Source organism: Pseudomonas sp. p21 (genome assembly GCF_001642705.1).
Lineage (GTDB): Bacteria > Pseudomonadota > Gammaproteobacteria > Pseudomonadales > Pseudomonadaceae > Aquipseudomonas.
Genome location: NZ_LWBV01000003.1, coordinates 567,841 through 589,063 on the forward strand (window position 1 = coordinate 567,841; position 21,223 = coordinate 589,063).

Annotated in this window: 19 protein-coding genes; all 19 read right to left on the bottom strand. The window is 62.0% G+C overall.

Going from position 1 to position 21,223, the window contains the following annotated elements; translation table 11 throughout:
* Positions 1-74: 74 nt before the first annotated feature.
* The 19 genes from A4C63_RS12035 to flgD all read right to left on the bottom strand — a co-directional run bounded on the left by A4C63_RS12035 (position 75) and on the right by flgD (position 21,214).
* Positions 75-1,430, bottom strand: coding sequence for a sigma-54 dependent transcriptional regulator (locus A4C63_RS12035; protein ID WP_063912844.1), 1,356 nt, complete (start codon positions 1,428-1,430; stop codon positions 75-77).
* Positions 1,430-2,647, bottom strand: a complete 1,218-nt coding sequence (locus A4C63_RS12040) for a PAS domain-containing sensor histidine kinase (RefSeq protein WP_063912845.1) — start codon at positions 2,645-2,647, stop codon at positions 1,430-1,432. The genes A4C63_RS12035 and A4C63_RS12040 overlap by 1 nt, the downstream gene beginning before the upstream one ends.
* Positions 2,648-2,945: 298 nt before the next feature.
* Positions 2,946-4,421 (bottom strand): transcriptional regulator FleQ, encoded by a 1,476-nt coding sequence (fleQ, locus tag A4C63_RS12045; RefSeq protein WP_063912846.1) that lies wholly within the window; start codon positions 4,419-4,421, stop codon positions 2,946-2,948.
* Positions 4,422-4,586: 165 nt separating this feature from the next.
* Positions 4,587-4,880, bottom strand: coding sequence for a hypothetical protein (locus A4C63_RS12050; protein ID WP_063912847.1), 294 nt, complete (start codon positions 4,878-4,880; stop codon positions 4,587-4,589).
* Between the two features lie 16 nt (positions 4,881-4,896).
* A complete protein-coding gene (gene fliS / locus A4C63_RS12055) occupies positions 4,897-5,298 on the bottom strand; it encodes a flagellar export chaperone FliS (RefSeq protein WP_063912848.1) in 402 nt (133 codons plus the stop codon).
* Between the two features lie 127 nt (positions 5,299-5,425).
* The gene (gene fliD, locus A4C63_RS12060; RefSeq protein ID WP_063912849.1) at positions 5,426-6,814 is read right to left on the bottom strand and encodes a flagellar filament capping protein FliD; all 1,389 of its coding nucleotides are present in this window, start codon (positions 6,812-6,814) and stop codon (positions 5,426-5,428) included.
* 83 nt (positions 6,815-6,897) lie between these two features.
* Entirely contained in the window at positions 6,898-7,251 is a 354-nt protein-coding gene (locus A4C63_RS12065) for a flagellar protein FlaG (RefSeq protein WP_063912850.1), read from the bottom strand.
* 76 nt (positions 7,252-7,327) lie between these two features.
* Complete coding sequence (locus A4C63_RS12070) at positions 7,328-8,752, bottom strand: flagellin (protein WP_063912851.1); 1,425 nt, start codon at positions 8,750-8,752, stop codon at positions 7,328-7,330.
* Between the two features lie 405 nt (positions 8,753-9,157).
* Positions 9,158-10,087, bottom strand: a complete 930-nt coding sequence (locus tag A4C63_RS12075; protein ID WP_025340093.1) for a ketoacyl-ACP synthase III — start codon at positions 10,085-10,087, stop codon at positions 9,158-9,160.
* Between the two features lie 377 nt (positions 10,088-10,464).
* On the bottom strand, positions 10,465-12,027 hold the full coding sequence (locus A4C63_RS12080; protein WP_063912852.1) for a flagellar hook-associated protein 3: 1,563 nt from the start codon (positions 12,025-12,027) through the stop codon (positions 10,465-10,467).
* A gap of 13 nt (positions 12,028-12,040) precedes the next feature.
* Positions 12,041-14,083 (bottom strand): flagellar hook-associated protein FlgK, encoded by a 2,043-nt coding sequence (flgK, locus tag A4C63_RS12085; RefSeq protein ID WP_063912853.1) that lies wholly within the window; start codon positions 14,081-14,083, stop codon positions 12,041-12,043.
* A gap of 12 nt (positions 14,084-14,095) precedes the next feature.
* On the bottom strand, positions 14,096-15,250 hold the full coding sequence (flgJ, locus tag A4C63_RS12090; RefSeq protein ID WP_063912854.1) for a flagellar assembly peptidoglycan hydrolase FlgJ: 1,155 nt from the start codon (positions 15,248-15,250) through the stop codon (positions 14,096-14,098).
* An 11-nt stretch (positions 15,251-15,261) separates the two neighbouring features.
* Positions 15,262-16,371, bottom strand: coding sequence for a flagellar basal body P-ring protein FlgI (locus A4C63_RS12095; protein ID WP_063913082.1), 1,110 nt, complete (start codon positions 16,369-16,371; stop codon positions 15,262-15,264).
* 12 nt (positions 16,372-16,383) lie between these two features.
* Positions 16,384-17,079, bottom strand: coding sequence for a flagellar basal body L-ring protein FlgH (gene flgH, locus A4C63_RS12100; RefSeq protein WP_013973620.1), 696 nt, complete (start codon positions 17,077-17,079; stop codon positions 16,384-16,386).
* A gap of 35 nt (positions 17,080-17,114) precedes the next feature.
* Positions 17,115-17,900: a flagellar basal-body rod protein FlgG gene (gene flgG / locus A4C63_RS12105; protein ID WP_013973621.1), complete on the bottom strand. Its 786-nt coding sequence runs from the start codon at positions 17,898-17,900 to the stop codon at positions 17,115-17,117.
* A 47-nt stretch (positions 17,901-17,947) separates the two neighbouring features.
* The gene (flgF, locus tag A4C63_RS12110) at positions 17,948-18,688 is read right to left on the bottom strand and encodes a flagellar basal-body rod protein FlgF (RefSeq protein ID WP_063912855.1); all 741 of its coding nucleotides are present in this window, start codon (positions 18,686-18,688) and stop codon (positions 17,948-17,950) included.
* A gap of 160 nt (positions 18,689-18,848) precedes the next feature.
* Positions 18,849-19,019 carry a hypothetical protein gene (locus A4C63_RS12115; RefSeq protein ID WP_371106056.1) on the bottom strand — a complete coding sequence of 57 codons (171 nt, stop codon included), beginning with the start codon at positions 19,017-19,019 and terminating at the stop codon, positions 18,849-18,851.
* A gap of 142 nt (positions 19,020-19,161) precedes the next feature.
* The gene (flgE, locus tag A4C63_RS12120) at positions 19,162-20,484 is read right to left on the bottom strand and encodes a flagellar hook protein FlgE (protein WP_063912856.1); all 1,323 of its coding nucleotides are present in this window, start codon (positions 20,482-20,484) and stop codon (positions 19,162-19,164) included.
* A 28-nt stretch (positions 20,485-20,512) separates the two neighbouring features.
* Positions 20,513-21,214, bottom strand: coding sequence for a flagellar hook assembly protein FlgD (gene flgD, locus A4C63_RS12125; protein WP_063912857.1), 702 nt, complete (start codon positions 21,212-21,214; stop codon positions 20,513-20,515).
* Positions 21,215-21,223: the final 9 nt, after the last annotated feature.

Genomic DNA, 21,223 nt, shown 5'->3' on the forward strand with positions numbered 1-21,223 from the left:
GCACCGGCTTCGCCGGTGTTCGCGGGTAAACCCGCTCCCACAAGGGCCGCACGCGCAGCAGGATGCGGTGTCAATCAGCCGAACAGACTGGCCTCGACGTCGAATCCGGCATCACGCATCTGCGCCAGCTTGTAGCGCAAGGTGCGCGGGCTTATCCCCAGGCGTTCGGCCGCCTCTTTGCGGCGACCGCGCTCGGCGCGCAGGGTGTCGATGATCATCTGGTACTCATGACGACGCATGTCATCGCCCAGCCCGCCAGCCTCGACCACCACTTCAGGGGATGGCTCGATGCTAGCCGACAATGGAATGGCGCCTGCCAGACAAAAATCCGCCGCCTCGATCACCCCGCCCTGCTGCAGGATCAGCGCCCGTTGCAAAGCGTTGTCCAGTTCGCGCACGTTGCCCGGCCAGGCATACGTCTGCAGGCAGGCCCGGGCCTGGGGCGACAGGCGAACCGGGGCATGCTTCATCTTCGCCACATGACGCGCCAACAGGCGCTCGGCCAGTTGCAGGATGTCCCCTGGGCGTTCGCGCAGCGGGCGCCAGGCCAGAGGGAACACCGACAGGCGGTAGTACAGGTCTTCACGGAAACGCCCGGCAGCCACTTCGCCAGCCAGGTCACGGTTGGTGGTGGCCAGCACGCGGATATCCAGGCTGATCGGCTTGCGCCCGCCTACCCGCTCCACCTCGCGCTCCTGCAGCACGCGCAGCAGCTTGGCCTGCAAGGCCATTGGCATTTCCGAGATTTCATCTAGCAGCAGAGTGCCGCCTTCGGCCTGCTCGAACTTGCCGGCCTGGGCAGCAATGGCGCCGGTAAAGGCACCCTTCTCGTGGCCGAACAGGGTAGCCTCGAGCATGTTGTCAGGGATGGCCGCGCAGTTGATTGCCACGAAGGGCTGCGCCGCCCGCGGCGACTGCTGGTGAATGTAACGCGCCAGCACTTCCTTGCCGGTGCCGGACTCGCCGGAAATCAGCACGGTCGAGTCACTGCGCGCCACGCGCGCGGCCAGCTCCAGCAGCTGACGACTGGCCGGCTCGCACGCCACCGGGCCTTCTTCTTCAACCACCCGCCCGGCGGCATGCCGCTCGACCAGGCTGAGCAACGCCTTGGGCTCGAACGGCTTGACCAGATAGTCGGCGGCCCCCTGGCGCATCGCCTCGACGGCACGCTCCACCGCGGCATGCGCGGTCATCAGCAACACGGGCAATTGCGGGTGCTGGCGGCGCAGCTGGGCCAGCAGTTGGTGCCCATCCATGCCAGGCATGTTCACATCACTGACCACCAGGCTGAAAGCCTCTTCCAGCACCGCCTCCAGCGCCTCCTCGGCACTGCCCACCGCCAGGTAGTCGAAACCGCCGATTTCCAGGGTATCGCCCAATGCCTGGCGCAATACGCGGTCGTCCTCGACCAGCAGTACCTTGATCGCCACTACATGCCCTCCGCCAGTTGCCCGTCGATCAACGGCAGTTCCACCCGCACGCAGGTGCCACGACCGACCTTCGAACGCAGGCCGATCTTGCCCTGGTGCGCGCGCACCACCGCCTTGACCACCGCCAGGCCCAGGCCAGTGCCAGTGGCCTTGGTGGTCAGGAACGGCTCACCCAGGCGGCCGAGCAGGTCTGCGTCGATGCCACTGCCGGCGTCGCTGATGCACAACTGCAGGCTACGCTCGCGGCGGAACAGGTGCACTTTCAGTCGCGCCGGGCCGTCGCTGGCTTGCAGCGCATTTTCGATCAGGTTGAGCAGGGCACCGACCAGGGTGTCGCGGTTGCACAGCAGTTCACCCAGGTGGCTGTTGCACTGCCAGCGCACCGCGTGCCCTTGCACATGCGCTTGAGCCGCTTGCTGCAAGGCCTGGAACAGGGCTTTTGGCGTGACCCGATCACCCAGCGGCAGCTCGCCACGGGCGAACACCAGCATGTCGCGCACCTGGTGCTCCAGTTCGTGCAGGCGCTCTTTCAGGGTACCGGCAAAGCGCTGGCGGGTTTCCGCACCCAGGTCTTGTTCAGGGTCAGCCAGGTGGCTGGCGTAGAGCATGGCCGCCGACAGTGGCGTGCGGATCTGGTGCGCCAGCGAGGCGACCATGCGCCCCAGCGACGACAGGCGCTCGTGGCGGGCCAGCTGGTCTTGCAGGCGACGGGTTTCGGTCAGGTCGTTGAGCAGCACCAACTGGCCGGGCTCGGCATCCAGCGAGCGGGTGGCGATGGACAGACGGCGACCGTCGCGCAGCGAGACTTCGTGACCGTCATCCTTGCGCGGGGCAAAGCTGCGGGCGATCACCTGGCGCCACAGCTGGCCGACCAGCGGCCCGCCAAGCAGTTCGCAGGCGGCCGGGTTGGCTTCGCGTACCAAGCCCTGGCCATCGATCACGATCACCCCGCCGGGCAGCAGGTCCAGCAGGTTCTGCAGGCGGTTGGCCAAGCGCTCCTTTTCGCCAAGTTCGTCGATGCGCTGGGCGCTGACCACTGCCAGCTCCCCCTTGAGCTCGCTGACCCGAGCTTCGAGCAGGCTGTAGGACTGGCTCAGCTGGCTGGATACCTGATTGAACAAGGCGAAGGCCTGCTCGACACCCTGACGGCTTTCCTGCTCGACCGGGGTTTGCCCCTGCGGAACGGGGGCTCGGGATACGTGGGCGGCCTGGGGCATCGTGCTCTCTCGCGTGGCTGACCGTCATAAAAACGGTGTGGTGCCAGCGGTGTAGCAATAGCCGTGCCGGAGATGGGGATTTGGGCTGGCCGTGCCGGCCTCTTCGCGGGTGAGCCCGCTCGCACAGGGACCGCACAGACTTCAAGCCTTGCGCAGTGCCTGTGGATTTTGGCCCCCTGTACTGGTCTCTTCGCGGGCACACCTGCTCCCACAGGATTGATGCACAACTTTAACTCGGTGATATTCCTGTGGGAGCGGGCGCGCCCGCGAAGAGGCCGGTACAGGCGCCCACCAGGCGTCAATCCTCCGCCTGTTCCTCGCCACCCTGGCGGCTCATGCCGTACTTGCGCATCTTCTCGACCAGGGTGGTACGACGAATGCGCAAACGTTCAGCCGCGCGCGCAACGATACCGTTGGCATCGTCCAGCGCCTGCTGGATCAGGCCCTGCTCCAGGCTACCCAGGTAGTCCTTCAGGTCCAGGCCTTCAGGCGGCAGCATGGCGTGGCCGCTGAAGTTCGGCGTATGGCCGTTGATCGCCACACGCTCTTCCAGGTCGCTACGCAGGCTGTCGACCATCTGCTCGTCTTCGTCATCGACGTAACGGAATTTCTTCGGCAGCTCGGACACGCCAATCACCCCGTACGGGTGCATGATCGCCATGCGCTCGACCAGGTTGGCCAGCTCGCGCACGTTGCCCGGCCAGCCATGGCGGCACAGCGACATGATCGATGCCGAGTTGAAGCGGATGGAGCCGCGCTTCTCGTGCTCCATGCGCGAAATCAGCTCGTTCATCAGCAGCGGGATGTCTTCCACCCGCTCGCGCAGCGGCGCCATCTCGATGGGGAACACGTTGAGGCGGTAGTACAGGTCTTCGCGGAACGTACCCTCCTCGATCATGGTCTCGAGGTTCTTGTGGGTCGCGGCGATGATGCGCACGTCGATGCTCTGGGTCTTGTTGCTGCCCACGCGCTCGAAGGTACGCTCCTGCAGCACGCGCAGCAGCTTGACCTGCATCGGCAACGGCATGTCGCCGATTTCGTCGAGGAACAGGGTACCGCCGTTGGCCAGTTCGAAACGCCCGGCACGGCTGGTGATCGCCCCGGTGAAGGCGCCCTTCTCGTGGCCGAACAGCTCGCTTTCCAGCAGTTCAGCCGGAATCGCGCCGCAGTTAACCGGCACGAACGGCGCTTCGCGGCGCTTGGAATGGTAGTGCAGGTTACGCGCCACCACTTCCTTGCCGGTGCCGGACTCACCCAGGATCAGCACGCTGGCATCGGTATCGGCCACCTGCTGCATCATCTGCCGCACGTGCTGGATGGCACGACTGGTGCCAACCAGGCTGCGGAACAGGTTGGGTTCGCGCTGGCGGCCACGCTCGCGCGCCTGGTCGTACATCTCGCGATAGACCTGAGCACGGTGCAGCGAATCCAGCAACTGGCTGTAGCTTGGCGGCATTTCCAGGTTGGAAAGTACCCGGCGGCGAAGGTCTTCCGGGAACTCCGCAGAAGAAATTTCACCTAAAAGCAGAACTGGAAGGAACTCATCCCACCCAGCCACTGTCTTAACGAGCCCAAGGAGATTGCCCGGGGCGTTTACAGTGCCGATGAGCACGCACAGCACTTCGCGACTCGAAGACAACGGCTCGACCACTTGCTGCCAGTCCTGGCTGGAGCAAGCGAGGTTTTCTTCGCCGAGAAAGTTCAGCACCACCGCCAGGTCACGGCGGCGTGCGCTGTCGTCGTCGATCAGCAGAATCTTGGTTTCACGCCACATGCAATAGCAACTTCCCTAGTCATATCGGCGCCCGAGGGCGTGCTCGACATCATTCCGACTGAATGGTCAGTGTTCGGACGTCTGAAATTCGAAAACAGCCACTAGTAAAGTCAAAAAGGCCCGCACAGTCAAATTTATGGCGCCTTTCATTCAGTTGTGCGCATCTTAACTGAACAGATGGTAAACCTTCGAAGCATTTTTCGCCTGATTGATCTGCATCATCTCTTCGGCAATAGCCTGGCGTTCACCGGTTGTCACATCGATCAGACTGCGGTAGACCTGCAGCACCCCTTCCAGCTTCTCGCGCAGCAACGCCTGGTCCATCGCATGGGTTTTCAGCACCTCGTCGATGCACGCACGGCAGGCCACATCCAGCTTGGCAATGGCATCCCAGTCACGCTCACCCAAGGCGCCGACCAGGGCATCGCAGGTGTCATCGAGGCGTTGCAGTGCGTTCACGGTATTCTCCTTGCCGTCAGCTGGCGGGCTGGGCGTCGGCGATCCCGTCCCAACCGCTTTTTACGGTAATCAGCAACTGGGCAACTTCGTCGATGATGCTGGCATCGTTATCGACGTTGGCCTGCATCAGACGATTGGTCATGTAGACATACAAGGCGTCGAGCTGCTCGACATACTCCGGGTTTTCGCTTTTTTCAGGCGACAAACCATCGCGCAGGCCGATGATGATATCGATCGCCTTGCCGAGCATCAGGCCCTTCTCCGCGATGTCGCCGCGCGCCATGGCGCCTTTGGCCTGGGCCATGCGATCGAGGCCGCCCTCCATCAGCATCTGCACCAGGCGATGGGGCGTGGCTTCGGAAATCTGGGCATGGGAATTGACCTTCTGGTACTGACGAAGGGCTCTCATGGGATTCATCTTGCGACCTCGTGACGAGCAGACTTAAAGGGGTGATATTCCCTGTATCGGGCAGGCGGTGCAAAACTTTACCGGCCGATGACATGAAGCCGGGCATCATGCCCGGACTTCATGCAATGTTCACGGATTAATCGTCGCTATTGGCTTTGTTCAGCGCGTTGAGGGTACTCAGCACCGAGTTCTGCTGCTGGCGCAACTGGGTAACCAGGGTATCCATGTTGTTGTACTTGTCCTGCAAGCTCTTTTGCAGGGCTTCCATACGCGCATCCAGGGTGTCCTGTTCGGTCTTGAGCTTGGTCAGGCTCTCGCTCAGGGTCTTGGAGCGCTCGGCAAGGGTACCGGTGCTGGCCTTGGCAAACGGCTCGGTCACCTTCTGCAAACGCGCCAACAGGCCGTCCTTGCCATTGAAGATACTGGTCAGGTCGGCCGCATTGCTGGTAGCCGCCTTGTCCCACTTCTTGTCGTCCAGGCTCAGCAGGCCGCCGTCCTGGGACGAAGTGACGCCGAACGCGGCAAGGGACTTCAACGTGCCATTGCCGGATACGGCATTGAGCTCTTCACGAATGGACGTCATCAGTGCACGCATCGACGCATCACCCGTCAGCGCTGCTGCGGTCATGGAACCATCGGCGTTCTTGGTGACTTTGGTTTCCGTGTTGAGCACCGTCAGCAAAGCATTGTAGGTATCGATGAAGCCTTTGAGGCCAGACTTCAGCGCGGTGCTGCTGGTACTCAGCGAGAGCACGGTGGGCGTCAGCTCCCCGCTCGTGGCGTTTTTCGGAGACGTGCCGACCAGCTTGATGTTCAGGCCGCTGACCGCATCAGTGATGTCATTGGTCTTGGACTTCATGGCAATGCCATCAAGCGTGTACTCTGCATCCGTTGGCGGATCGATGACGGTGTAACCGGTATCGATACCGGAGGTTCCCGAAAGCGTGATATCAGAACCTACACCCATCTTGGTCGAGGTGATGATCAAACGCGAACCCGAGGCATCCGTCAGCACGTTGGCACTCAGGCCCGCCACGCCGAACTGGCTGTTGATGCTGTCCCGCACCTGCTGCAGTGTCGCGCCCGGGGGAACGCTGAGGTCGTAATCCTTGCCACTCTGGCTGATCTTCAAGGTGGTCGGAGTGGAGCCGGAATTGACTACCGAGCCAGCGCCGCCAGCATAAACCTTGGTCGACACTTTCGAGGCAGTCGCAAGCTTGCTGACCACCAACGAGAATGAACCGTTGGCCGCACCCGTGCCCATGGTCACGGTCGCAACCTTCTCATCCGAGGACTTCAAGCTCAGACCACCAAAGCTATTGCTATCGGTCATGTTGGTCAAAGCGCCACGGAAGGCATCCAGGGCCGACTGAATCTTGCCGATCGAGGACAACGTGGTGGTTGCCTTCAGCGTTTGGGTATTGATCTGCGCCTGCTTCGGCGCCTTCTGCGCGGCCACCAGGGATTCCACGATCGCCTGGGTATCGATGCCCGAGCCAATACCGCTGACTGTTGTACCTGCCATCATTGCTCTCCTTGTTCAGTAGCTGCCGGATCCTTGGCGAATGAATCCATCAAAAAATCGACAGCAACAAAAATCATGCCAGCCTATACCTGATCATCGAACAGCAGGCTGCCGGCTTCACTCAGGCTCTGGGCGAGCTTCAGTGCCGTTTCCGACGGAAGTTGTCGGATCACTTCTCCCGACTGGGTGGCAATCACCTTGACCACGACCCGACCGGTGGAATCATCAATGGAAAAATCCAGCTGACGCTGGCTCGACTGGACGAAATCCCGGATCTCGTCAACTGCCTTTTCCAGGTCTTCACGCGAGTGTGGCTGTTTTTTTTCGGTGGCCGCAGCTTCCTGCACCTTGGCAGGTACCAGCGGATCCCGATCAGCGACAGGCACCGGGGGCAACGTAGAGGGATACACCTGACCCAGCTTGACACTCATGTCCATGTTTCGAACTCCTCATGTCAAAAAGGGTGAAAGGGCACGTAAACGCACCCTTTCACCCTTTACTCAGGCGCCTGAATTACTGGAGCAGTTTCAGGACCGAGGAAGGCAGCTGGTTAGCCTGCGACAGGATTGCAGTCGAAGCCTGTTGCAGAGTCTGCTGCTTGGTCAGCTCGGCAGTTTCCGAAGCGAAGTCCACGTCCTGCACGGTGGAGCGGGCAGCAGTGGAGTTCTTCTGGATGTTCTGCAGGTTGTCAACGGTGGTTTGCAGACGGTTCTGGGTAGCACCCAGGCCCGAACGGACGCTGTCGATCGAACCGATGGCCTTGTCGATAACGGCCAGGGCGTTCTGGGCATTGGTGGCATCGGTAACGTCGGTTTGAGCGATAGTGGTCTTGGCCGACGAAACAGTGGCGCTACCGAACAGGGCGGATACACCGGTACCAGCGTCGCTCAGCGAGTAGCCTTTAGCCGAGTCCAGGGAGATCTGGCCGTTGACTACGATGGCCGCAGCGCCCAGGGCAGCAGGGGTAGCGAAGTTGCCAGAGCCGTCTTTGGCTCCGATCAGGATATTCGCTTGGGCGTTGGCATCAGCACCGGAGAAGCTCAGGTTCTCGCCGGTGTCCGACTTGACGCTCAGGCTCTTGTTCACTTCATCATAGTTGACGCTGATCCCCAGCTTGGCAGCGTTGGATTTCAACTGGTCGGCCAGGCTTGCCAGATCGGTTACACCAACGAAGTCGACAGTACCGCTGCTGCCGACAGCCAGCTTGAAGTTGGAAGGCGTCGCAGCACCAACATCGAGCTTGACTTCAGTGCTTGCACTTGCAGTCAAACCACCAATCGAACCATTCAGATCGGCTGCGATGGTCTTGGCCGAAGCACCTGCGGCGTAAGTAACAGTCTTGGTCTGGCCGTTACCAGTAACAGTCATGCTGCCAGCAGTCAGGCCGGTCGCGCTTGGGGCGATCGCAGTGCTCTTGATCTGCTGAGAACCAATGTTGCTAGCGGCAACGTTGTCCAGCGACAGGTTGATGGTTTCGTTGGCGTTGGCGCCGACCTGGATGGCCTTGGTGCCGTACGAGCCGTCCAGCAGCTTCTGGCCACCGAAGGTGGTGGTGGTGGAAATACGGTTCAGTTCGGCAGTCAGAGCCTGGTATTCGTCGTTGTTCGACTTGCGGTCGTCGGCGCTCAGGGAGCCAGTAGCCGAGGACAGGGCCAGGGTACGCATTTTCTGCAGGATGTCGGTCGAAGCCTGCATTGCACCTTCAGCGGTCTGGGCAATGGAGATACCGTCGTTGGCGTTCTTCACTGCCTGGCCCAGGCCGTTGATCTGGCTGGTCAGACGGTTGGCGATCTGCAGGCCGGCGGCGTCGTCTTTAGCGCTGTTGATGCGCAGACCCGAGGACAGACGCTGCATCGAAGTGGTCTGAGCGTTGCTAGCCTTGGTCAGGTTGCCCTGAGTAGTGATCGACGCAATGTTGGTGTTTACAGTTAAAGCCATGACGAAATCCTCGTTGGATGGGTACTGCGGCTTCCGGCCTTGGCAACCGCCGGATTGGCCTAGAGAACCTTCGTAATAGTTATCGTCGGGTGCGCGGGTTGCTTGAGGGCCTTTTTGAAAAAAAAATGCTGGCATGGGGCCAGCCCTGAGAAATCAAGGGGTTAAGGGCGGTTTATTGGCGTCAAAAACCGTTCGAGAGCAGGCTAAATGCCATATCAGTTGCACCCTCCCCTGTGGGAGCGGACGCGCCCGCGAAGAAAGCAACTCGGTGCTGGGCACCGGCTTCGCCGGTGTTCGCGGGCATGCCCGCTCCCACAGAAATCGTGTGACGACCACGATTTTCTTTCGAGCATTAAAAAAGCGCCGGGCGGTGGCCGCCGGGCGCTTTTTTGGACTGCTGGGGGATCAGTCGCGGTACAGGATGGCCGAGCCCCACGACAGGCCCACGCCAAAGCCGCTGATCGCCACTCGCTTCCAGCTGCCGTCGAGCATGTGCTTCTGCAGCAGCAGCGGCACGCTGGAGGAAACGGTGTTGCCGGTTTCCAGCATGTCTTTCACGAACTTCTCCGGATGATCCTCTTCGAAACGCCGGGCCACGGCATCGACAATCGCCGCACTGCCCTGGTGGATGCAGAAGGCATCGATATCCGACGATTTCAGGCCACTGGCATCCAGCAGTTCGTGCAGGTGCGCCGGCACCTTGACCAGGGCAAAGTTGAACACCTGGCGGCCGTTCATGAAGAACTTGCCATCGCTGACCTTCAGGTGCTCGGCGCCGGAACCGTCGGTGCCGAAGCGCGCCTGGCCCAGGTTCCATACCGCGTTTTCACCCATCCAGGTGGCCGTCGCGGCATCACCGAACAACATGGTGGTGTTGCGGTCTTCCGGGTCGACGATCTTCGAATACGGGTCGGCGGTGATCAGCAGGCCGTTCTTCAGCCCTGCCGCTTCCATGAAGCCCTTGATGGCGTACAAGCCGTACACATAGCCGGAGCAGCCCAGCGACACGTCGAACGCCGCCACGCGGGTGGACAGGCCGAGCTTGCTCTGGACGATGGCGGCAGTGTGCGGCAGGCCTTCTTCGTCACCGTTCTGGGTGACCACGATCAGCGCATCGATCGATTGCGGGTCGAGGTCGGGGTTGCTGGCGAACAGCGCCTGGGCGGCTTCCACGCACAGGTCGGAGGTTTCCTGTTCAGCGGCCTTGCGCGGCAGGAACGACGCGCCGATCTTGCCGAACATGAACTCTTCGTCCTTGCCGAACTTCGCACCCTGGACGTAGTTGTCCAGGCCAGCGGTGGGCACGTAACTCGCAATGCTTTTGATGCCAATCATTCTGGCTTCCCAATGAAAACAGCCAAAGACCACCACTCGATGAATTGAGGGCGCCAAATACCGGAACGTCACCGCTGGGGGTTGAAGGCAGTGCTCGCCTGCGCACCGGTAACAAAATGCTGCAACAGCTGCTGCATAGAATACAGGGAAGATGACCGTTTTGACTCATTGGTCACATTGAAATGCTACGAAAGCCGTGGCGAGGGTGTGCAGACTGGGGGTTTCGCAGGCAGGAAAAAGGCGGGGCCGCTTTGCGCCCCTTCGCGGGCACGCCCGCTCCCACAGGTTTGGCATGAGCTTGAGGCCCATGCAGTTCCTGTGGGAGCGGGCGCGCCCGCGAAGGGCTGCAAAGCAGCCCCATCTATTTAAACGGCCGATCAGAGCTTGTTGAACAGGCTCAGCTGGGAAATGCGCGAGAAGGCCAGTTGCGAGGCCTCGAGCATGGCCTGCTGCAAGGTCAGGGTGATGGCCGCCTGGGACATGTCGGTGTTGCCAATGGCGTTCTGGGTGGTCTTGTTGGCCAGGCCCAGACTGGTGTTCTCCTGGCGCTGGATCTCCAGCGAGTTGCCACGGGCACCGATCGAACCGCGAGTAATGTCAATCTGCTCACGAGCGCTGGCCAGGTTAGCGATTGCCGAAGCCACCGAATCCTTCAAGGCATTGGCCTGGCCAGTACCGGTCACCGGCGTGTCCAGCGCCGCGCGCAGCTGACTGAGGGTTTCCAGCACGTTCTGGTTCTGGTGGGTGTTGGCTGTGACCGCGAACTGGTCACCCGCCTGCGGCGAACCGGAGACCTGGTAGGTCACACCGGCCACCGTCAAGGCCGGCGCAGTGAAGGTGCCCGTGGCCACCGGCTTGCTGTCGGCTGTCATCGGCTGGGCGTAGAACTCGTAGCTGCCCGGCCCGGTGAACTTGATCACCGCACCATTGCTGGGGAAGGTACTGCGATAGGCGGCCTGGTCGGTCACGGTGCTGCTGGTGACCTGGGCGCTGGAGGTGTTGCCAGCACTGCGGGTGGTGTTGAACGAATCCGGACGCGCCGCCAGGGAAAATTCACGCCCCGCCACGGCGGCATCGGCATCGGCGCCCTCGTCCAGGGTGACGGTGATTTCGAACTCCACGCCACGCAAGGCAATGCGGTTGGCACCTTCGGTCTTGCTGTCGAAGGTACCGTTGGTGGCGGTTTCAGCGGTGACGTCGTTGCCATTGGCGTCGGTGATGACGTACTGGGTCGCGCTGGTGAAGGTCAGCTTGTACGGCTGACCCGCAGTGAAGCTGTTGTTATAGCTGCTGCTCGAGGTCATCAGGCCTGGCGATACCCCGACCACGCCATCGTCGGTGGCCGGCACCAGCAGGGTCGACTGGGTGCGGCTCTTGTTGCTGGCCGAATCGAAGATGCTGAAGCCGGTGTCGTTGGTCGCCAGGTTCAGGGTGTCGGACACCTGCAGGCTCAACTGGGTCTGGTCACCGTGGTAGCTGTAGGTGCCGTCGGAGTTGCGCACATAGGGCGGCGAGGTGCTCTTGGAGCCGCCGAACATGTAGTCGCCATTGGCATCGCGCGAGTTGAGCAGGCCGAAAATGTTCGCCTCGATCTCTTTCAGCTCGGTGCTGATGGCCACGCGGTCGGAATCGGTAACCCCGGCACCACCGGCGCGGATTGCCAGTTCACTGGCACGCTGCATGGCATCGTTGATGGTGGAGAGCACGCTCTCCTCCTGCAGCAGGGCATTGCTCACCGTATTGATGTTGCCGCTGTACTGGTCCAGCAGCGACTGCTGCTGTTGCAGCAGCAACAGGCGCGCAGCGCCGACCGGGTCATCGGCCGCAGTCTGGATGCGGATACCCGACGTCACCTGATCGTTGGTCTTGTTCATGCTGGAGAAGTTCTTGGAGTAGCTGCTGGCGCTGGACTCATAGAACTGAGCGGTGGAAATACGCACGGGAGTCTACTCCTTACAAGGCATTGATCAGGGTGCTGAAGGTTTCTTGCGCCGCCTTGATGATCTGCGACGACGCTGTGTAGTAATGCTGGAACTTCACCAGGCTGGCCGCCTCGTCATCCAGGTTCACCCCGGACACCGCGCTGCGGCTTTCGGTGGCGGACTTGAGCACCGCCTGGGTCGCCGTGGTGTCGATGGAAGCCTGGCTGGCCTTGGCCCCCACACGCTCGACCAGCGAGGCATAGGCCGAGGTGAAGCTGGTACCGCCACCAGAGCCGGTGTTCACCGTCGATTTGGTCTGCAGGCCCAGCAGCGCCGTGGCGTTGCGGTTGTCGGCCTTGCCGTCGGCATTGAACGACAGGGTGAAGCTGTCGTTGGTCGCCGGGCTGCCACCGATGGTGGTCTCGACCGCAAAGGTGCGCGGGTTGCCACTGCCATCGAGAATCGGGTTACCACTGGCATCGCGCATCGGCACGGCCACCGACAGTTTGTTGTCGGTACCAGGCACCACGCTGCCGGTGCCTATCTGGGTGCCTTTGGCATCGTACAGCTTGTAGCCCTGGGAACCACCGCTGGCGGCGTCGAACACCACGCGCACCGGCATCGAATCGCGAATCGCCTGCTGCACCAGCGCGGTATCGGCACCGCCATAGATGTCCAGCGATTCGCCCAGCGTCGGCTGGGTGATGGTGCCGGTGCCGCTATTGCCACTGCCCGCCGTGGCACTGATCGGCCCGGCGAAAGCCAACTTGTTGGCATCGGTGAGGGTGGTGGTGATGCTGCCGGCTGCCGCACGGGTGGGGATCACCTTGAAGCTGTCCCCTGCCGCCAGGCCGCCGCCATTGAGCGACAGGCTAAAGCCGTCGATCACCGGCGCCGGGTCGGCGCTGAGGTCGAAGGTGCCCATGTCGGTGCCGTCGGAGCGGCGCACACTGTACTGGTTGGCGCTGGTGAACTTCACCTCATAGTCGTAGGTGGTCAGCTTGCCACTGTCGGCAATGGTCACGTCGAGGTTGCCAGAGCCGGAGCTGTTGTTCGACGAGGCCAGGCTGCGCTGGGCAATGGCGGTGGCGCTGTTGATGCTGGAGAACAGCGAGCTGCCGAACTGGCCATTGGCATCCAGGCCCTGGCCCAACTGGCTGTTGATGCTGTCGGCCACCACCAGGGCGACACGGCCGAGCTCGTTCATCGACGGCGTCAGCACATCCTGGCGATAGCGCAACAGGCCGCCGATGGTGCCGCCGGTAATCACCGAGGTCACGTCGGAGCTGAACGACTCGTAGTTGACGCGCAGGCTGGCCTGGCTCTTGTCGGCAGCACCCGGCTGTACCGACAGGGTATTGGCCTTGTTGCCGGTAACCAGCGACTGGCCACTGCCCAGGTATACGTCGTAGTTGCCATCACGCTCCTGCACCGTCACACCCACCAGCTCGTTGAGCTGACGCACGGCTTCGCTGCGCGCATCCAGCAGGCTGTTGGGGGTATTGCCGGTGCCACTGGCCGCGGCGATCTGCTTGTTGTACTCGGCGATGCTGCCGGTGAGCTTGTTGACTTGCCCCGCCAGCGTATCGAGCTGGGAGTTGATCACATCGTTCTGCTGGCTCAGCTGGGTGGACACCGCATTGAAGCGGTTGCTCAAGGTCTGCGCCTGGGTCAGCAGCAGCTGCCGCGAGGCGACGTCACCGGGCTTGGCCGCTGCGGTCTGCAGGGCCGAGAAGAATGCGGTAAGGACCGAGCTGATACCGGTATCACGGTCGGCCAGCAGCTTGTCGACGCTGGTGATCTGGTCCTGGAAGGCGACCGAGTCGGCCTGCAGCGAGGTGGCGGTCTGCAGCTGGTTGTCCAGGTAGGCACTGTAGATGCGGCGCACATCCGACAGCGTGGTACCGGTACCCAGGAAGCCCGCGCCGATGTTGTGCGAAGGGCCCGCTGCCTGAATTGTCTGCTGGCGCGAATAGCCACTGGTTGCGGCGTTGGCGATGTTGTTACTGGTTACCGACAATGCCGCCTGGCTGGCACTCAGGCCACTCAGGCCGATAGAAATCAGGCTCGACATGATTTAGTCCTTTTATAGATTCGTGGTTCTGCCAGCCATGGCGTATTGCGGGGTTGCTTGCATTTGCCGGGCGATGCTGATGATTTTCTTCGCATAGCCCGGGTCGGTCGCATAACCTGCCTTTTGCAGCTCTCTTGCAAACTGCTCAGGGTTATCGGCCGAATCCAGTGCATCTTGATAGCGGGAATTGCTCTGCAACAGGCTTACCAGGTCGTGGAAGCTGTCCTGGTACGAGTCGTAGCTACGGAACGCCGCCGTTTCCTTGACGAACTGGCCGTCACGGAACTCGCTGGTGATCGCCCGCGCCTGCTCACCCTGCCAGTTACCGGTGGCCTTGATGCCGAACAGGTTGTGGCTGCTGCTGCCATCGGTGTTGCGCATCACCGACTTGCCCCAACCGGTTTCCAGGGCGGCCTGGGCCACCAGGTAGCGCGGGTCGATACCAATGCGCTTGGCGGCCTGTTCGGCCATCGGCAGCATGGTGGCGACGAATTCGTCGCTGTCGGCAAAGGCCTTGTTCGGCGCCAGCGGTGGCTGGGCCACGGCACGGCCGACAATACGCAGGCCGTTGTCCGGCACGGCAAAAGCCTTGGCTACTTGCTGGCCGTCACGGGCCGGCACGGTAGCGTTGTTGGTGGTGGCCGCCGACGGCACGATGCCGGCCAGCAAGCGGTCGGTGAGTTTGCTCGGCAACGCCAGGCGCCGCGAGTTGAGCGCGGCAACGTCGTTGCGGGTAGATGCCGAATCAGCGGCATGCACCGGCTCCGCCACCTTGTTACCCCACAACGCCGGGCCACCGCCCTCGGCGCGCGGGAACGGGCTGGTGTTGATGGATGTGCTGCGACCTTTGGTCAGCTGGCGCACCAGCACGTCCTGCAGGCCGATACCGCCACCTTCGCGGGACATGCTCACGGCCAGCTGCTGGTCGTACATGTCACGGTACTGCTTCACCGTTTCAGTGTTCATCGGATTGTCGTCGGCCAGCACGTCGCTGGCCTTGCGCGAGGCCTTGAGCATTTCGCTGATGAACAGCGATTCGAACTCCTGGGCCACCTTGCGCACGTTGGCTTCGCTGTCGCGGTCACCCACCTTCAGCGAGCTGAGGCGGTTGAGGTCGGTGTAGGCACCGCTGTCGACGCTACCGGAAACCAGGCTTTTGCTGTTCATCCGCGCCGTCCTCAGATCACGATCAGGTCGGCCTGCAAGGCGCCGGCCTGTTTCAGGGCTTCGAGGATGGCCATCAGGTCGCTGGGCGCTGCGCCCACCTGGTTCACCGCGCGGACGATTTCATCCAGCGTGGTGCCCGGGCCGAACTTGAACATCGGCTTGGCCTCCTGCTCGGCGTTGACCCGCGAGCGCGGCACCACGGCGGTCTGGCCGTTGGAGAACGGCCCCGGCTGGCTGACGATCGGGTCTTCGGTAATGGTCACGGTCAGGCTGCCGTGGGTCACCGCGGCCGGCGACACCTTGACGTTCTGGCCAATGACGATGGTGCCGGTACGCGAGTTGATGATGACCTTGGCCACTGCCTGGCCCGGGTCGATCTCGAGGTTCTCGAGAATCGACAGGTAGTCCACGCGCTGGCTCGGGTCCATCGGCGCAGTGACCCGCACCGAACCGCCGTCCACGGCCTGGGCCACGCCTGGGCCGAGCAGGTCGTTGACCTTGTCGACGATGCGCTTGGCGGTGGTGAAGTCGGGGCGATTGAGGTTCAGGGTCAGGCTGTTGCCCTGGTTGAAGCCGCTCGGCACTGCACGCTCGACGGTAGCACCGCCAGGAATACGACCAGCCGACGGAACGTTGACGGTGATTTTCGAACCATCACGGCCCTCGGCATCGAAGCCGCCCACCACCAGGTTGCCCTGGGCCACGGCATAGACGTTGCCGTCGATACCTTTGAGCGGTGTCATCAGCAGGCTGCCGCCGCGCAGGCTCTTGGAGTTACCGATCGAGGACACGGTAATGTCCACCACCTGGCCTGGCTTGGCGAACGCCGGCAGGTCGGCATGCACCGACACTGCCGCGACGTTTTTCAGCTGCACGTTGCCGGAGCCGGCCGGCACCTTGATGCCGAACTGCGACAACATGTTGTTGAAGGTCTGCAGGGTGAACGGCGTCTGGGTGGTCTGGTCACCCGTACCATTGAGCCCCACCACCAGGCCGTAACCGATCAGCTGGTTGGAGCGCACGCCAGAAATGCTGGCAATGTCCTTCAGGCGCTCGGCCTGGGCGCCAAAGGCACAGGACAGAAGCAGGGTTGCGGCAATCAGCTGCCTCAGGTTGAACATGGTCATCCGTACTCAGAAAGGCCAAAGCGGGCTGATGAAGAAGCGGTCCAGCCACCCGGGCTGGCTGGCATCGGCGAACGAGCCGGTACCGGAATAGGTGATGCGCGCGTCGGCCACACGGGTGGACGGCACGGTGTTGTCGGTGGCGATGTCGTCGGCTCGAATCATGCCGGCAATGCGCACCAGCTCTTCGCCGGTGTTCAGGGTCAGCCACTTCTCGCCGCGCACGGCGATGATGCCGTTGGGCAGCACTTCGGCCACGGTCACGGTAATGGAACCGGTCAGGGTGTTGCCCTGGGTGGCCTTGCTGTCGCCCTTGGTGGCGCGCTCGCCGCTGTAGCCGGCTTCCAGCGACAGGTCACCACTGCCGAACGGGTTGTTGGTGCTAGGCGTACTGCCAAACAACGAGGTCAGGCCGATATTGGCGTTGCTGTTCTTCTGGATCTGCGAGCCGGCGTTCTTGCTGGCCGATGTGCGCTCGTTGAGGGTGATGGTGATGATATCACCCACCCGGAACGCCTTGCGGTCGCTGTACAGGTTCTGCTCGAAACCGGCCTGGTAGATCGAACCGTTGTTGGCCGCTGCCGGCAACGGGGTGCGCGGCAGTACCGGCGCGTAGTACGGGTCGTTGGGCTTGGGCGTCGGCGCGACGCAACCTGCCAGCAACACCGCCCCCCCCAGGGCGAAAACGGACAACAGACGATTCATGACGCTTACCTCACGGGTGCAACAGAGTGACTGGGTTAGAGCTGTTGAGTAACGAACGACAGCATCTGGTCAGCGGTGGAAATGACCTTGGAGTTCATCTCGTAGGCTCGCTGGGTGGTGATCATGTTCACCAACTCTTCCACGGTGCTGACGTTGGAGTTTTCCAGGGTCTGCTGCAGGGTGGTGCCGAAACCGTTCAGGCCCGGGGTGCCGACTTGCGGCGCGCCACTGGCGGCGGTCTCGAGGAACAGGTTGTCGCCGATTGCCTGCAGACCGGCCGGGTTGATGAAGTCGGCGGTCTGGATGTTGCCGATCACCTGCGCTGCCGGGTTGCCGGCGGTGGTGATCGACACGGTGCCGTCCTGGCCCACGGTGAAGGTCTGCGCGTCGTTCGGCACGACGATGGCAGGCTCCAGGGCGTAACCGTTGGCGGTGACGATCTGGCCGTCGGAGTTCAGGTGGAAGGTACCGTCACGGGTGTACGAAACCGTGCCATCCGGTTGCAGGATCTGGAAGAAGCCACGACCGTTGACCGCCATGTCCAGCGGGTTTTCGGTGGTCTGCAGGCTACCGGCGACAAAGCTTTTCTGGGTGCCAACGATGCGCACACCGGTACCGACCTGCAGGCCCGAGGGCAGCTCGCTGTCCTGGGTCGACTGGGCGCCGGGCTGACGACGGATCTGATACAGCAGGTCCTGGAACTCGGCACGGTCACGTTTGAAGCCGGTGGTCGAGACGTTGGCCAGGTTGTTGGAAATGACCGTCAGGTTGGTGTCCTGGGCGGACAGGCCGGTTTTAGCGACCCAAAGAGCCGGAAGCATGTTGATTCTCCTCGTGCGCCTGTTTTACGGCACCCGTTCAAAAGTGATTAGCCGATTTGCAAAACCCGAGCCATGGCTTCGTCGCCTTCCTTGGCCGTGTTCATCATCTTGACGTGCAGTTCGAACTGGCGGGACAGCGCCAGCACCGAGGTCATTTCCTCGACGGCATTGACGTTGCTGCCTTCAAGGAAGCCCGACACCACCCGCACATTGACGTCGGCGGCGGCCGGCTGGCCGTCGCGGGTATGGATCAGGCCATCCAGGCCCTTGGTCAGGCCTTTGGTGTCCGGATTGACCAGCTTGATGCGGTCGACCTCAGCCATTACCCGCGGGTCTTCACCCATGGAGCGAATGCTGATGGTGCCGTCGGCACCCACTTCCACCTTCTGCTCCGGCGGAATGGCGATCGGGCCACCGTTGCCGATCACCGGCATGCCGTTGCCGGCGCGCAGCACGCCAAGGGCGTCGATGTTCAGGCTGCCGGTACGCACGTAGGCCTCGCTGCCATCGGGCGCCTGCACGGCAATGAAGCCCTTGCCGGTCACCGCGACGTCCAGGTCGCGACCGGTCTCGACCATCGGGCCTTCGCTGAAGTCGGTGGCCGGGCGCTCGGTCATGGCAAAGGCGCGCGACGGAAAGCTGTCGCCGAACACCGGCATCGAGCGCGCCTGCTCCAGGTCACGCTGGAAACCATTGGTGGAAATGTTCGCCAGGTTGTTGGCGTGGGCCTTCTGCGCCAGCGCGTTCTGGCTGGCGCCGGTCATGGCCACATAAAGCAACTTGTCCACAGTATCTCCTCTGCGCGTAGCTGCCGCGCTGTCACTGCGCAGGTTAAAAGCAATAATCGAACCAAGTCTGAAAGCCCTTGTTTACGGGGGTTTCAGCGTGGTGAGGGGCAATAAACGTCAGTTTGTCGGCGGATGTTTGCCGCCTGCGGCAAGGGTTTGCTCAGAAGGTGCGGCAAGCGGCGTTGTTGTAGGGGCCGGAATGGCGCACCCAGCCTTCGCCCGGGCTGCTGGCCGAGCACATGTAGCGACCGGTAGCCAGGCTTTGCCATTGGTAGAACGGGGCGGGAGCGGCCGCGAGTGGCAGGGCCATGGCCAGCAGGGCTGTGAGCATTAGCCGTTTCATGCGTTGAGACCTCGAGAATTTGGGGCCGCTTTGCGACCCATCGCGACACAAGGCCGCCCCTACAGGTACCGCGTGAGCATGTAGGAGCGGCCTTGTGTCGCGACGGGCTGCACAGCAGCCCCAATAACCATCAGGTCATCTGGATGATGGTCTGCATGATGGTGCTTTCGGTGGAGATGGTCTTGGCGTTGGCCTGGTAGTTGCTCTGCGCCTTGATCAGGTTGACCAGCTCGCCGGTCAGGTCGACGTTGGAATCTTCCAGCGCACCGCCAGTGATCTGACCCAGAGTGCCGGTGTCCGGGGCGCCGATCACCGGTACGCCCGAGGCGTAGGACTCTTTCCAGCTGGTACCGCCAACCGGGGTCAGGCCCTGCAGGTTGGCGAAGTTGGCGATGGCCACCTGGCCGATGACCTTGTCCTGGCCGTTGGTGAAGTTGGCGAACATGTTGCCGCTTTGATCGATGGTCAGACCCGACAACTCACCGGTAGCGAAGCCGTCCTGGCTCTTGGCGGTGGTAGCGCTCGCTGCGTTGTACTGAGCGGTGCCGAGCATGTCCAGGTTCACCCCGGCCAGGTTGGCAGTGGCGCCGTTCGCGCTCCATACGCCGGCAGCGTTCTTGTGCGCCGGGATCCAGTTGCCCAGGGTGAAGGTCTTGTCGGCGGCGATGGTCATGCCACCGGCTACCGGGCCTGCAGTCATGGCGGCAGTATCCAGGGTGCCGTCGGACTTGAACGGCAGCTTGTTGGCCAGCGGCGTGGTCAAAGTCGGGTCGGCAGGGTTGCGACCGTCGATGGTGGTGTACATGGTCCACGAATTGCTGGCGGCATCCTTGACGAAGTACTGGTTCAACTGGTGCGCGTTACCCTGGCTGTCGTACACATCGGTGTTGAACGTGTAGTTGTAGCTGCCGGTATTGGTGGGATCGAACGGCGTCACGGCCGGTGCGGTAGCACTGGAGTTCAGGTTGACATTCTCGGAGATTTTTCCGGTCGGGTTCGGCGTCAGGTTCGAGGTATCGATCTGCAGGTTGGTCAGCACGCCCTGGACGATCTTGCCGTTGGCATCCACGGCATAACCTTGCAGGTTGGCGCCCGACGAGCTGACCACGTAACCGTCCTTGTCGCTGTAGAACGCACCAGCACGGGTATAGATCTTCGAGCCGTTGTCGTTCATCACGAAGAAACCGTTACCATCGATGGCCATGTCCAGCGCCTGGCCGGTGCCATTGATGTTGCCCGGGGTGAACATCTGCGACACAGCAGCAGTCTTCACGCCAGTCCCCACCACGTTCTTGCCGGCACTGGTGCCGCGAACGGAGTTGGAGTACTGGTCGGCGAACTCGGCACGCGACGACTTGAAGCCGGTGGTGGCAACGTTGGCAATGTTGTTGCCAGTAACGTTCAGGGCCTTGTTTGCTGCATAGAGGCCGCTAAGGCCGATATTGAAAGACATGTGTAACTCCTGTCGTTTTGCTCAGGCCCTAGATGCCGATGCTTTGGATTTTGGAAAGCGCAACACTGCCCAGCCCAGCCAGGTTGAGCGTCATCTCCGAACCGTTGGTACCCATGGTCACGCTGGTGACCGAGGCCGGCAGGTTGGTGGTCATGGTGGTGGCCTTGCCGTCGATCGAAGCGGTGGCCTTGAAGGTATAGGTCCCTGCTGCCACGGCTTCGCCGTCGTCGTTCAGGCCATTCCAGGTAAAGTCGATCTTGCCGGCTTTCTGCGTACCCAGGTCGATGGTACGCACCAGCTTGTCATCCTTGTCGTAGATGCCAACCGAGGTGGCAGTGCTGGACGACGTCAGGTTGACCGTGCCTTTCATTTCCTTGCTGGTGTCGACCACAGCCTTGTTGGTCTCGACAATCACATTGCGCCCGACCAGTGACGACGCCTGCAGGGCCTGGGATGACTGCAGCCCCGCCGCGATATAGGTCACCGAATCATTCAGCGACTGCATGCTTTCGAGGCTGCTGAACTGCGCCAGCTGTGCCACGAACTCGCCGTTTTCCTGCGGATCGAGCGGGTTCTGGTTCTTCATCTGGGTAACCAGCAGTTGCAGGAATGCATCCTTGCCCAGGGCGCTGCCGGCAGCACCGGTGCTACTGTCGGTCTTCGACGTCTGCTTCTGCAGCGAGGTCAGGTACGCGCTGCCGACCTCGGTGGTGGAATTGGTGGTGGTCATGTCGGCTTC